A 12,379-nucleotide genomic window follows, 5' to 3' on the forward strand; every position below is an offset into this window, starting at 1 on the left:
GAAAAGGTTTCATGACCCAACTTAGCTGCAAACATCTCCCCACCCGCTCTGGCAATGCAGGCGTAACCCTGATCGAAATGATGGTGGTGCTGGTAATGATCTCGGTTGTTGCCGCGATCATTGTGCCCAATGTGATCAGTCGACCGGACGAGGCGCGCGCCAGCGTTGCCCAGACAGATTTGCGTTCGATCGCAAGCGCGCTGGAGCTCTATCGGCTGGACAACCAGACCTATCCGACAACCACACAAGGGCTGGCCGCCTTGGTTGAGGCGCCCATCAGCCCGCCCCTCCCGCGCAACTGGGCGCAGGGGGGCTACCTGACAAGCCTGCCGCAGGATCCTTGGGGAAACGCGTATGTCTATCAATCGCCGGGCACGGTGGGCGGGTTTGATCTGATGTCGCTGGGGTCTGATGGCGCAGCTGGCGGGGACGGGCCTGCCTCGGACATTGCCTTGGGCGATCGGCAGGCTGCGGGGCTGTCGCAATGAGGCACCGGGCGGGCGATGCCGGTGTGACGCTCATCGAGATGTTGGTGGTCCTTGTCGTGATTGGCATCATGGCCGGGGCGGTTGCGATGTCATTTCGCCCAAAAACATCCGGCACAGCGCCGGAGGTGACCGCGCTTAAGCTGGTCGCGGATCTGCGTCTTGCCGTGCAGTTCGCGATTGACCATCAGCGAGGCTTTGGCGTGAAGGCGGGGCCGGAGGGATATAGTTTCTGGACCATCGGTGCGGGTGGTTGGGAGCCCCATGCGCATCCGTCTCTGCGTCGGTTGAAACCTTTTCCGGACACCATGCGTATCTCGGTGCAGGACCACGAAGACATGGTCTTTGCCGTGTCACGGTATCTGGTGCCCGCAGGCAGCACACCGTGGCAGGTAACATTGAGGCAGGGGCCTTTTGCGCATCAGGTGACCTTTGACGGGGTCACCGCGCAATGGGTTCAGACAGGCGGAGACTAGACAGGATGCAAAGGGTTCAAGACGCGGGATTTACCCTCATCGAAGCGCTTGTAGCTCTTGGCATCCTGTCGACTGCCGCTGTTTTCCTGCTTGCCGCGACACAGACCCATGCGGCGCGCGTCGGACAGATCGCGGATCGCAGAACGGCGCTCTGGGTCGCGGAGAACCGGCTGGTCGAACTGGAATTGGGCATGACTGAATTGCCCGCCGAAGTCACCGCAATGGGAGGTCTATGGGCCGTGACCACAGACAGGTCCGCGACCGCCGATCCCGATTTGGCGCGGGTCGATATCCGGGTGGCGCGCGCAAACGGGCTGTCCGATGCCGCTCTGGCCTTGCTCACCGGTTTTATCGACGTCCGAAAGGCGGATGGCACATGAAATTCGACATCTGGCATCTGGGGCAACTGGGGCTGGCGGGAGCCTTGATCACCTCGTTCACATGGCAGGCACCGACCGTGGTCCGGCATTCGTTCGGCATCTTCATTGAGGAGAAAACAGCCGTGGCAGAGGTTCATCGCGCGGATGCACCCGTGGAAACGCTTGACCTGTCCGCAGTGCTCGCACTGGCACCTTTTGGACGTCCCGTCGTTGCGCAGATTGCCAAACCCGGGGCGTCGACCGAAACATTGCCGGATTTGGAGCTGAAGGGCATTCTTTCGGCGGCAAGTGCCGAGGCTTCGGTTGCCTTGATCGCTGTGGCAGGGCTGCAGGGTCTCTACGCGAAAGGGCAAGCGATCTCGGAGCATTTAAGCGTTGCGACGCTGGCCGCTGATCACGTCGCGGTGCAGACAGAAAATGGTCAGGTCATCTTGCGCTTTGACGAGGCACCCGCCCGCGACACCGAAACCTCTGACAAAAGCGCGACCGATACGTCGATAAACGACCGGTTGCGCGCCGCTGTCGTTGTCGCAGACCGAAAACCGCAGATCGATGCGCCGGAAACCACGTCTGACTACATCGCCTATTGGCGGCGGAAGATTCGCAAAAACCTCGAGGCCGTGCTCGAAGACCTTGGGCTTGAGCCTGCAGACGAGGGCTACCGCATTGCGCAAAAACACAATCCCGGCGTGCGACTGGCTGGTCTGCGGGCGGGCGATTTGGTGCGCAGCGTCAACGGCAAAGCCGTCGGAAACCCAGATGAGGATCGCCAGGCCTATGACGAAATTGCCGCCGCTGGTCAGGCGCGTCTGGAGGTGCAGCGCGGCGACAAGCTTCTCACATTTTCATTTCCGCTCAGGTGACCGCGATGCGCCTCATCAAATCAACGATTTTCGCCGCACTGCTGATGGCGTCGCCGCTGTCGGCACAACCAGCGGCAGAAGAGTTCGTCATCAACCTGCGAGATACCGAGATCACAGTATTGGCAGAACAGGTGGCAAAGATCAGTGGCCGCACGCTGATCGTTCACCCGGAACTGCGGGGGGAGATCAGCGTCGTATCGGCGGAGCCGCTGGATGCGGAAGGTGCCTGGGAGCTTTTCCAGTCCATTCTGCGGGTTCGCGGATTTCAGGCCGTGCAAAGCGGCGCAATCTGGCAGGTGCTGCCGCTGGAGACCGCCCGCACGGCGTCGCGGGTCAACGGCGCTCAAAAGCCGGGAAGTCAGGATTTTGTGACGCGTCTTGTGACGTTGAAACGACTGCCCGCCGCTGAGGCTGTTCGCGTGCTGCGCCCGCTGGTCGCGGCCTCGGGGTCCATTGAGGCGCTGGAAGATCCCAATGCGGTGCTGATCACCGATACCTTCGAAAGCACCGCGCGGATCATGCAACTGGTTGCCGATCTGGATCAGGAGGACACGCGGCAGTCTCGTGTTTTGCGGTTTCAACACACCCAGGCTGCGATCATTGGTGCTGCAATTGCCGAGGTCCTGGGGCCTGACCCGACCGGCGCGCGCCTGTCGGTTGATCCGGTGTCGAATACGCTGCTGGTGCGCGGCACCGCCGAAGACCTTGCAGAAATAGGGGATCTCGCGCGCTCGATGGATATTCCGCCAGAGGAGAACCCGCAGGTGGCCCTGAACACCGAAGTGATCCGCTTGCGGTTTGGCGAGGCGACGCAGGTGGCGGAACTGGTCCGGGCGACGCTGGCCGGATCGGCGGGTCTAACCAACCCTGTTGCAGAGAGCCTTGAAACCGCGAGCCTGCAAAGCACCGCCGCCAGCGAAGACACACCAGAGGTTTCAGTGCAGGCCTCAACCGAACTGAATGCGGTTGTGGTTCGTGGAACAGCGGCGCAGATCCGCGAAGTTGTGGCCCTCGTCGGGCGATTGGATCAACGTCGGGCACAAGTCCTGATCGAAGCCGCCATTGTCGAGGTTTCGGGTGATGTGGCACAGCGGCTGAGCGCGCAGCTTGGCTTTGGCGATCTGGCCCCACCGGGTGGGTTGGCGGCGACATCGTTCAGCAACGGTGGTGTTTCTCTTGGCTCCGTACTTGCCGCCATCGGTGTGCCAAACGCCTCGCTGGCGCCACCGGGCGGTTCATTCAGCATCGGCAACGACAATTTCGGACTTTTGCTTCAGGCGCTGAATCAGACCAGCAAAGCCAACCTGCTGTCAACGCCCTCCCTCACCACGCTGGACAATCAGGCTGCCTCCATCGTGGTAGGCCAGAACGTCCCGTTTCGAACCGGGTCTTTTGCGACCGATGGCAACACGGTACAGCCTTTCACGACGATCGAGCGGCGTGATGTCGGCATCACCATGAATGTATTGCCACGGGTCAATGCAGGCGATGTGGTACGTCTGGACATCAGCCAGGAGGTCTCCTCGCTGGTCAACGCCAACCTGGAGGGCGCAGCCGACCTGATCACGAATCGACGATCCATTCAAACGAGTGTTCTGGCGGATGATGGCGCGACCATCGTGCTGGGCGGGCTGATCACGCGAGACGATCTGGAAAGCCTGCAAAAAGTGCCGGGGGCAGGGGACATTCCGATTTTGGGCAATCTTTTCAAATCACGCAGCACCACCCGGAACCGACGGACGCTTTTTGTCTTCTTGAAGCCCACAATCCTGAGATCCGCGCCGGATATTCGCAAAACCTACGACGCACGCCTTAAGGCGCTAAGTGGTGCGCGGGCAGAACAAAGGGGCAAGGCAAAGGTCACCCGCGCGCCGGTGCGACTGGAAATTGGAGGGCTCTATTGATGAAAAATACGATTGCAACCGATGGGCAGGTACAGGCGTTTTCTGAGACGCAGATCGGGGAAGACCTGTCAGACCTGATTTGCCGCGTGGCGCTGCGAGACCGCGTCGCGTTTGATGCGCTATATCAACTGACGTCTCGCAAGCTCTTCGGGGTCGCCCTGCGGATGTTGAAAGACCCCGGTGAAGCCGAGGATGCGATACAGGATATCTACGTACGCATCTGGCAGAAGGCGGATCATTTCCGGCCCGGGCAGGCGCAACCGATGTCGTGGTTGATCGCGATTGCGCGCAACCTGTCCATCGACCGTCTGAGGCGGCGCAAACCTCCGGCGGTGCCGATCACGGATGCCAGTGATGTGGCTGATCCGGCACCGGGGCCTGAAGCGATGACAGCACAATCGATGCAGCGACAACAACTGAATCGGTGTCTGGACAAGTTAAGCCCGCGCAAAGCCGAAGCTGTGACATCTGCCTACGTCGAGGGATACAGCTATCAGGAATTGGCCGACAGGTTTCAGATGCCCTTGAATACCGTGCGGACCTGGCTGCGCCGCAGTCTTTTGTCATTGCGTGAATGTCTGAAGGAGAATTCGCTGTGACGGATACTGAAACACAACACGCGGAGGCCGCAGAATATGTCATCGGCCTGATGTCAGATGCGGAGCGGAAAGCATTTGTGGATCAACTGAATGGATCGCCAGAGCTGGCGCGGATTGTCGTGGAATGGGAGGACAGGCTTTCGCCGTTTGATGCGGCCTATCATCCCGAAACGCCCCCAACGAGGGTGAAAGACGCAATTGATGTGCGGTTGTTCGGCCAGGAAAAGGCCCGCAAAACATGGTGGCGCGGCATTTCGGTCTGGTCTGGTGCGGTGGTGGCCGCCGCGATCATAGCGGTTTTTGTCGGCTTTGGACTTTCCCCGGACGCGCCCGAATATATTGCCCGCCTGGATGCCGTGGAAACGGGATACGCTTTTGAAGCAACCTTTGATCAAGATGATCGGGGGTTGACTGTGACCGTGTTGGAAGCGCGCGCGCCGACAGACCGCGATTTTGAGGTCTGGGCCATCGGCGAGACCGGCGTGCCGGTTTCTCTTGGCGTTCTCCCGCCAAACGGCCAGATTGAAGTGCAGGGCAATGTTTTGATTTCAGAAGGCGTAACCCTGGCCATCAGCCTTGAACCGCCGGGCGGGTCCCCGACCGGCGCGCCAACGGGGCCAGTGCTATCTGCGGGCGTGTTCGAGGATGTTTAGAGTGATGAGCCTGGCGCTGCTGTGTCTCGTGTCTCAGGTTGCCAATGCGCATGAGTACTGGCTTGAGCCGGATGCGTTCATGCTCGATCCACAAGCGGCACTTTCGGTAACCGTGCGCATCGGCGAAAATCTTGAGGGCCGCCCATACCCATTTGATCCGCGCGCCTATCGATACGCTGTGTGGTCCAGTCCCGAGTGTAGGGCGGATTTGAGCGGGCAATCCGTTCGCGGCGGTTTGCAGGAGCTGCAAGCTTTCGGTACGGGGTTGCACAGTCTGACGGTCTCATCCTTTGAGCAATCCCTGACGTATCCCTCCCAGGACAAGCTGCTGCAGTTTTTGAAATCGGTTGGGCAGGAGGCCCTTCTGACCTCGCCCGCTGCGAAAACCCTACCCGACGCGCAAATCACCGAACACTATCGCCGGTCCTCCAAGTTATTGGTTCACTTCGGAGCCATGCGCGGTGCGGATAGGCGCGTGGGATCGGATCGGGAATGGGTCGCGGTGGAAGACGGATTTATCCTGCATGATCGTCACGGCGTGATCGCAAACCACCCTGTGCAGATTTATTGCCGCTCCCCACAGGGCGCGTCTGCAGTGGCTCGGCAGGAGGTGACAACAGATGGGCAGGGAAAGATCTTTCTCCCGCTGCCCCCTGCATCGCAGTGCTTGTTGAACGCGGTCATCATTGAACTTGAGGGGGCTTACAGCGACCTCGAAAGCGATTGGGTGTCGCTGTATTTACAAACGGAAAAGCGCTGACGCTGATCTTCAGGCTTCCGATTGACCGACTTGCCTGGCAAGAGTGAATCGATTATCATAACCAAATGGTTATGGATTCGAGGCAGCTCGATCTCGTCTTTGGGGCGCTCTCCGATGCAACGCGGCGTGGTATTCTGGCGCAGCTCTTGGAGGGGGACGCGAATGTCGCGCAACTGTCTCGACCCTATGACATGTCGCAGCCGGCGATCACCAAGCACCTGAAGGTTCTTGAGGCGGCAGGGTTGGTGCAGCGGTGGAAGATTGGCCGCGAAACCCATGTGCGCGCCCGATCCGATACCGCGGAACAGGCGGCGGCCTGGATCACACAGTATACTATGTTCTGGAAACAGCATTTTGACGCAGTAGACGAAATTCTGGCCGAAAAACGGAGTAGGAAAGATGACCCTTAAGACTTCATTCGAAAATGGCGTTCTCACGATCTCGCGTCTTTATGAAATGCCTCAAGCGGATGTGTTTGCCGCCTGGGTCGAAGCGGGGCAGACGCAGGAATGGTGGGGCTGCGAAAACACCACACATGTCAAATCGGAGATCGAGGCGAAGGTGGGTGGTAAGTATGAGCACGCCATGACAATCACGGGCGCGGGGGTTTACCCGATCCTGGGGAAATTCACGGCTTTTGAACCCCCAGCGCGCCTTGCTTACGAAATGCCGGGGATGGCGGAAGGCGAGACCATGCAGGTGGACGTGGAGTTTATCCCGCGTGGCAACAGGACCGAGGTGAAGTTGACCCAGTCTGTTCTGCCCAGCGAGCTCAGCAAAGTCATCCAGGCGGGCTGGACCGCCTCCTTTGAGAGGCTGGCGCGATACTTTGACGGTGAAAGGCGCGCGGCTTAGCAGGGCACCTTTGGGCTCCGACGGAGCCGCGTTGAGATCCAAAAGATGCGCGCCACCAGCCCGGGCGGTCTCGGCTTAAACCCGCCAGTCACATAATCGTTTCGAAAGTCTGCTTAGGGTGCTGGGTGGTAGCAAGCTATACCTCGACGATGAAGATTTATCGGGTTCATCACCCTTGGGAGGACTACGCATGAGGCATATCGCTCTGACGACGGCTATGATCGCATCAGCGGTCGCAACACCACTTGCGGCGCAGAACAGGATCGATGGGCAATCGACCGATGCACCGGAACTGGCGGCCTATGGCGATCTGCCTGTTGGTGTGCGTCAGATCGAGTTGCTGAATAAGGACCAGATCGACATTCTGTCCGTTGATCCCGCAGGCGACGGGTCAGGTGAACTGCCGCGATATGACCGGCCCTTGACGGTGGAAATGTGGTACCCTGCGGCCGAAGGGGCGACGGGCGATACGTCCTTAAAAACGTTTCTACGTGACGGAACCACGGAAGTGACCCTTGAGGGGCGCGCAATGCGTGATGCGGCACCTGCGGAAAGCACAGATCCGTTCCCGTTGCTGTTGATGAGCCATGGATATCCGGGCAACCGTTTTTTGATGTCGCATCTGGCTGAAAACCTTGCCTCCAAGGGGTATGTCGTCGCATCCATCGATCACACCGATTCAACCTACCGCACACAGGCGGCGTTCGGATCGACCTTGGTGAACCGATCTCTGGATCAGCTGTTCGTACTGGAGCAGATGGCGCAGATGAACGATGATAAAACCTCTGACCTGGCCGGGCTGATTGACGCAAATAACACTGGTCTGCTGGGGTATTCGATGGGCGGCTATGGCGCGATTGTCACTGCGGGTGGCGGCGTGACCGAAACCTCGGTCGCTTATCCCTGGGGTGGGCCGCAAGGGACGCTGGGCATCCATCAGGCGGGCAGCGAAACGCATGAAGCGCTCCCCGATCCGCGGATCAAGACAGCCATTGCCATCGGCCCCTGGGGCATGAACACTGGCTTCTGGGACGCCGAAGGGTTGGCGGGCATTGAGATCCCGATGCTGTTTATTGCCGGATCGGAGGACGCCACCTCCCTCTATGAGGACGGCGTGCGCAAGATCTGGGAGGGCGCAACCAGCGTGGACCGTGCCCTGCTGACATTCGACGGTGGCGGTCACAATACGGTCGCCCCTATCCCCGCGCCAGAAGAGAGCTTCTATTTCAATGACAGATTGGGGTTCAACGTGTCCGAACACTATATCGATGCGGTTTGGGACACGGTATTCATGAACAACGTCGGCCAGCACTTCGTCACGTCCTGGCTGGATGTTGAGCTGAAAGGCGAAGCCGAAAAAAGCGCGTATCTCGATCTACTGGACATCGGGGGCGAGGGCGTCTGGTCTGTGAATGAGGATGGTACCTTCCGGGAAGATCACACCTATTGGAAAGGCTTCGGCGAAGGCACTGCGGAGGGATTGCGGTACGAGGTCTTGGCCGCGTCACCGACGCCGGTTCCCTTGCCTGCATCGGCTTGGTTGCTTGGGCTGGCACTCGGCGGGCTCGGTGCGATGCGGCGCAGACGCGTTACGAAAACCTGAGCGGGTTTGCTTTGCCAGGAGGTGGCCCGTAAGCTTAGCGAATTGGCTAAGTCGCGCTTCGGAGAACGATCAATAGATCTGTCCTGAAGGTCATGCTCCCTAGCAGTTCCGCCGCAATTGCTCTGACCCGAGCAGAGGGGGGTAAGCGGCAAAGGTACGGTCCGCCACAGAGGATTGAAAGAAGTCTGCCAAACTTACCCGTATCGATCCCAACGCTGCGACCGGCGACTGCCTGCGGCGCGCGTTGGAGATCTCTGCGAGCTGATCTCGCGGTGACAGCTGATCGCGCAACCAGTCAGGGGAGCCGTTGCAGATCATCGAAGACAAATCCATTGGCGCGGGCGAGAAAGACGGGAGATTTGTTGTCGGCGTTTGTAACATATAACCCGCGCCGGGCGCTCTTGTAGGCGATGGGGCGCGATGACGGCATCCGATGGGCCCGCCAATCTTGGTCAGGTTGGTCGACCAGACTGGCCAGAAAATGCAACCCCTCATAGGTGGACTGGCCGAGGGCGTTCAGCATGGGCGCGCGCTCCTGATGCAGGCTGTGGTATTTCTCTCGAAACTCCGCATTTCCCGGCGTATCCAGACCGGCAAAATAGGACGCTGATGAAAAGAGCCGATGCAGGTTCTGTTCGCCGCTGGCCAGCAGGCCGTTTTCCTCGATGGCGCAGGACAGGCGGAACGTTGTCAAGTGCAGCTTCATGGCGCCAAAGATGCGGTTAAACGCAACTGCGTCCTGACCCACAAGGGAAATCAGAACCGCATCGGCACCCGATTTGCCGATTGTCTCCACCGCATCTGCAATCCTTTTGGAGTTGAAGGGCAGGTAGCTCTCGAAAACCAGCTCGCGATGGTGACGGCGCAGTTGTATCTTGGCGTAGGCATGCGAGACGCGCGGCCAGATATAGTCGTTGCCGATCAGCGCCCATTTCTTCAGCTTAAATCGGCGGCTCATGTATCCGATGGCGGGTCCCAACTGCCGGGCGGGCATGTCGCCAATTGTAAAAACGCCCGGCGAGGCCTCGCCGCCTTCGTAAAGCGGGGTGTAGATGAACGGTATTCTGCCCCGGACGGTCCCGATGATCTTTTGCCGCACCGCGCTGATGTGCATGCCCACGATGGCGTCGATCCGACCTTGCGAAATCAGATCATCGATCAGGGTTTCGACGGGCGTTTCCGCTTCCACGGCTGCATCAATCACCACGACCTCTACCGGACACCCGGCGATGCCTGTACTGGCGTTGAGCTCGTTCAGGGCCACCTCAGCACTGGCAATGCAGGACGGTGCCCACATGCCCGCCGCCCCGCACATCGGGATCAGCAGCGCGACACGGTAGGGCTGACCTGCGTGTGCATTTGATCGCGCACCTGGCCTGCCATACGGAAAAGAGGTCGTGTCCTCACTTCGCCAAAGATGTATGTGCGTCGAAGCCATCGATCCGTTTTCTTTGCTAGTTTTAATTCAAAGACGGTGGTACTTGGTGTCCGCAACGTCAACTTTGTTACCATTGAACTGTCGGTCGTCGGATGTCAGAGCCTCAAAAAACAGTAGATTCGTATATTTCTTATGCACTTGCTGCGGCCCATCGAAAGCTTCACATCGAATTGAGCCAGAATCTCAAGGCGCTGAACGTGCAGGTTGAAACCTGGCGCGTGCTGCAGTCATTGCGTGCCTCGCAGGGTATCACAATGCGGGAGCTGGCTGAAATTGTTTTGATGAACCCGCCGACGCTGACCAAACTGGTGGACCGGATGGTGGCGGACGGGTTGGTCCAGCGGCAGTTGGCCGCGGAGGATCAAAGACGCGTGCATTTGGCGCTGACCGATCTGGGCGTCACGCTTGCTGACAAGATCGCGCTCCACGTCGAAGCGCAAAACGACCGGATCATCGAGACAATCGGATTGGAAAAAGCGCAGCTCTTGCGAGAGGCGTTGGATACGCTTGCGTAGGGTGGGCGCCTGATGTGATCGCGTTCGTCACCGGTATCATAAGACAGGTTGATCCAGTCCGATCAGGATGCCGCCGCCGCCGCTCTCTGTTAAGCCCCGAACCGTGATGCCTTCTACGCCACTCACGTACTTGCGCCAGCCGCGCCTTTCACAAGCACCGGTGCCTCGCCAAAGCCACGATGCTCATCAGCCGCGCGCCAGTCTTCCTTTGCCGCCAGCAGGCTTTGTGCATCGGTGACCTTCTTCGCCGTAATCAGCTTTTCCAGCGCGCTGAGCCAGTGTTTGTAGTAGGTGTCGCCCAGATCGGGATCGCCCGCCGCCTGCGCCAGCTTGATCTCTTCGGACAGTGTTTCGCACCAATCTGACCAGGCAAAGACACCGCGCTTGTGCAAATCCACCGTCATGGCAAAGGCCTTGGCTTCCCATGGCGCATTAAAAACGGGCCCGCCCTCGTCATGGGGCAGGTGCGGTGTGCGTTTGAGGTCGGCGCCTTTGATCTGATCGTTCATGGCGCGGGCCTCATGTAGTCATCGAACATGTCGATGTAGAGATACATATTCTCCGCATGGTCCTCGCCCCAAAGCTCCCGAAACGAGAATTTCACCGAATAGACATGTTGCGCCTTGTGCCCCAGCCCATGCGCGCCGGTATCGGGAAAGGCGAAAACACCGTGATCGCGTTCGACGATGCCTTTCTTGCCGCGGACATAGCGGGGCAAGCGGGTATGGGTCACCGGATTGATGTTCTTCATCTCCACGGCATCACCGATGCTAAACTTCGGCGCGACGTCCTCATCCAGCCGGGCAGAGGCACCGGTGGCAATCAGGCCCGGCACGATGTCTGGTGTCAATGTGGGCATCAGGCGTCCTCCATCGCGATGTGCTTCTTGCGGGCGTCGAGCTCTTCCTGCGTGACGACCCCCTTTTCCGTCAGAAGCGTTTCCAGCGAGGCCAGCCAGTGCTCGTAATAGCTGGTCTCCAGATAATGCGCCGGCCCCATGCGTTCGATGGCATGGCGAAACTCATCCACGTTGTAATGCCCGCCGGCGAAACAGGAGACAAAAAGACCGAACATCCGCCGTTCCCAATCGTCTTTGAAACGGGGCTCGTCTTTGGTCGGATTGATCGGTCCCAAACCGTCCATGCCACCCAGATCGTGTATGCCGTTCATGGGTTGTCCTTTCTGTCAGGTTACAGCGTTCAGTGCGCCGCCAGTACATCGGTGCCGATCATCGCATCGCGGGTGACGATCTCGGCCAGTTGTTCTTCGGACATGCCATCGGTGCCATCCGGCCGCTTCGGCAGCACCAGATAGCGCAGTTCTGCATTGCTGTCCCAAACGCGGATTTCGGTCTCTTCCGGCAGGCTGACACCGAACTCATCCAGCACCCCGCGCGGATCCTTGACCACCTTCGCGCGGTAGGGGGCGGCCTTGTACCAGACCGGCGGCAGGCCCAGCGTTGGCCACGGGTAGCATGAGCATAATGTACAGACGACGATATTGTGCACGTCCTCGGTATTCTCGACCACCACCATGTCCTCACCCTGCACACCGGAGAAGCCCAACTCACTGATCGCTGCGGTGGCATCGCTCAACAAGCGCTCCTTATAGGCCGGGTCGCTCCACGCCTTGGCGACGACGCGCGCGCCGTTGCGCGGGCCGATCTTGGTCTCGTAGGTCTCGACAATCAGGTCGATCGCCTCGGGGTCGATCAGCTCCTTCTCGGTGAGAATGGACTCCAGAGCCTTTACGCGCAGTTCCACATCCGACAGCGGCTTGTTGTGCGGGTGAGGGTGGTCATGAGGCATCATCTTTTCTCCTTGTCGTGCGGATGGTCCAGTGCCTTGC

At 59.3% G+C, this 12,379-nt stretch carries 17 protein-coding genes and 1 pseudogene; 13 read left to right on the forward strand and 5 right to left on the reverse strand.

Translation table 11 applies throughout. The annotated features are described in order from the left end of the window. Positions 1–11: 11 nt before the first annotated feature. From gspG to Q1A20_RS23000, 12 genes and pseudogenes are all read left to right on the forward strand, one after another. Entirely contained in the window at positions 12–488 is a 477-nt protein-coding gene (gspG, locus tag Q1A20_RS22945) for a type II secretion system major pseudopilin GspG (protein WP_299918951.1), read from the forward strand. After that, a complete protein-coding gene (locus Q1A20_RS22950; RefSeq protein ID WP_299918954.1) occupies positions 485–961 on the forward strand; it encodes a Tfp pilus assembly protein FimT/FimU in 477 nt (158 codons plus the stop codon). The genes gspG and Q1A20_RS22950 overlap by 4 nt, the downstream gene beginning before the upstream one ends. Positions 962–966: 5 nt before the next feature. Beyond that, a complete protein-coding gene (gene gspI, locus Q1A20_RS22955; RefSeq protein ID WP_299918956.1) occupies positions 967–1,341 on the forward strand; it encodes a type II secretion system minor pseudopilin GspI in 375 nt (124 codons plus the stop codon). After that, complete coding sequence (locus tag Q1A20_RS22960) at positions 1,338–2,204, forward strand: type II secretion system protein N (protein ID WP_299918958.1); 867 nt, start codon at positions 1,338–1,340, stop codon at positions 2,202–2,204. Before gspI ends, Q1A20_RS22960 begins: the two co-directional genes overlap by 4 nt. A gap of 5 nt (positions 2,205–2,209) precedes the next feature. Beyond that, positions 2,210–4,108: a type II secretion system secretin GspD gene (gene gspD / locus Q1A20_RS22965; RefSeq protein WP_299918960.1), complete on the forward strand. Its 1,899-nt coding sequence runs from the start codon at positions 2,210–2,212 to the stop codon at positions 4,106–4,108. Further along, positions 4,108–4,707 carry a sigma-70 family RNA polymerase sigma factor gene (locus Q1A20_RS22970; RefSeq protein ID WP_299409671.1) on the forward strand — a complete coding sequence of 200 codons (600 nt, stop codon included), beginning with the start codon at positions 4,108–4,110 and terminating at the stop codon, positions 4,705–4,707. Before gspD ends, Q1A20_RS22970 begins: the two co-directional genes overlap by 1 nt. Continuing rightward, positions 4,704–5,360 carry an anti-sigma factor gene (locus Q1A20_RS22975; protein WP_299409673.1) on the forward strand — a complete coding sequence of 219 codons (657 nt, stop codon included), beginning with the start codon at positions 4,704–4,706 and terminating at the stop codon, positions 5,358–5,360. Before Q1A20_RS22970 ends, Q1A20_RS22975 begins: the two co-directional genes overlap by 4 nt. 4 nt (positions 5,361–5,364) lie before the next feature. Beyond that, positions 5,365–6,120, forward strand: a complete 756-nt coding sequence (locus Q1A20_RS22980; protein WP_299409676.1) for a DUF4198 domain-containing protein — start codon at positions 5,365–5,367, stop codon at positions 6,118–6,120. Between the two features lie 71 nt (positions 6,121–6,191). Continuing rightward, the gene (locus Q1A20_RS22985) at positions 6,192–6,530 is read left to right on the forward strand and encodes a helix-turn-helix transcriptional regulator (protein ID WP_299409679.1); all 339 of its coding nucleotides are present in this window, start codon (positions 6,192–6,194) and stop codon (positions 6,528–6,530) included. Then, entirely contained in the window at positions 6,520–6,975 is a 456-nt protein-coding gene (locus Q1A20_RS22990; RefSeq protein WP_299409681.1) for an SRPBCC domain-containing protein, read from the forward strand. Before Q1A20_RS22985 ends, Q1A20_RS22990 begins: the two co-directional genes overlap by 11 nt. A 190-nt stretch (positions 6,976–7,165) precedes the next feature. After that, a complete protein-coding gene (locus Q1A20_RS22995) occupies positions 7,166–8,578 on the forward strand; it encodes a VPLPA-CTERM sorting domain-containing protein (protein ID WP_299409684.1) in 1,413 nt (470 codons plus the stop codon). Positions 8,579–8,636: 58 nt separating this feature from the next. After that, positions 8,637–8,797: pseudogene (locus Q1A20_RS23000) on the forward strand (IS5/IS1182 family transposase); the annotation flags it as partial. A gap of 76 nt (positions 8,798–8,873) precedes the next feature. Here Q1A20_RS23000 and Q1A20_RS23005 read toward each other — a convergent pair. Further along, the gene (locus tag Q1A20_RS23005) at positions 8,874–10,016 is read right to left on the reverse strand and encodes a substrate-binding domain-containing protein (protein WP_299918966.1); all 1,143 of its coding nucleotides are present in this window, start codon (positions 10,014–10,016) and stop codon (positions 8,874–8,876) included. A gap of 170 nt (positions 10,017–10,186) precedes the next feature. On the opposite strand from Q1A20_RS23005, the gene Q1A20_RS23010 reads away from it, so the two are divergent. Further along, the gene (locus tag Q1A20_RS23010; RefSeq protein ID WP_299409690.1) at positions 10,187–10,531 is read left to right on the forward strand and encodes a MarR family transcriptional regulator; all 345 of its coding nucleotides are present in this window, start codon (positions 10,187–10,189) and stop codon (positions 10,529–10,531) included. A 122-nt stretch (positions 10,532–10,653) separates the two neighbouring features. Here Q1A20_RS23010 and Q1A20_RS23015 read toward each other — a convergent pair whose 3' ends face one another. The 4 genes from Q1A20_RS23015 to nthA are packed head-to-tail and all read right to left on the reverse strand — an operon-like array spanning position 10,654 to position 12,339. Beyond that, the gene (locus tag Q1A20_RS23015) at positions 10,654–11,040 is read right to left on the reverse strand and encodes a nitrile hydratase accessory protein (protein ID WP_299409692.1); all 387 of its coding nucleotides are present in this window, start codon (positions 11,038–11,040) and stop codon (positions 10,654–10,656) included. Then, complete coding sequence (locus tag Q1A20_RS23020; RefSeq protein WP_298976421.1) at positions 11,037–11,390, reverse strand: SH3-like domain-containing protein; 354 nt, start codon at positions 11,388–11,390, stop codon at positions 11,037–11,039. The genes Q1A20_RS23015 and Q1A20_RS23020 overlap by 4 nt, the downstream gene beginning before the upstream one ends. Next, a complete protein-coding gene (locus Q1A20_RS23025; protein WP_299409695.1) occupies positions 11,390–11,701 on the reverse strand; it encodes an SH3-like domain-containing protein in 312 nt (103 codons plus the stop codon). The genes Q1A20_RS23020 and Q1A20_RS23025 overlap by 1 nt, the downstream gene beginning before the upstream one ends. 29 nt (positions 11,702–11,730) lie before the next feature. After that, positions 11,731–12,339 carry a nitrile hydratase subunit alpha gene (nthA, locus tag Q1A20_RS23030; protein ID WP_299410021.1) on the reverse strand — a complete coding sequence of 203 codons (609 nt, stop codon included), beginning with the start codon at positions 12,337–12,339 and terminating at the stop codon, positions 11,731–11,733. Positions 12,340–12,379 lie beyond the last annotated feature (40 nt).

The organism is uncultured Roseobacter sp., from assembly GCF_947501835.1.
Lineage (GTDB): Bacteria > Pseudomonadota > Alphaproteobacteria > Rhodobacterales > Rhodobacteraceae > Roseobacter.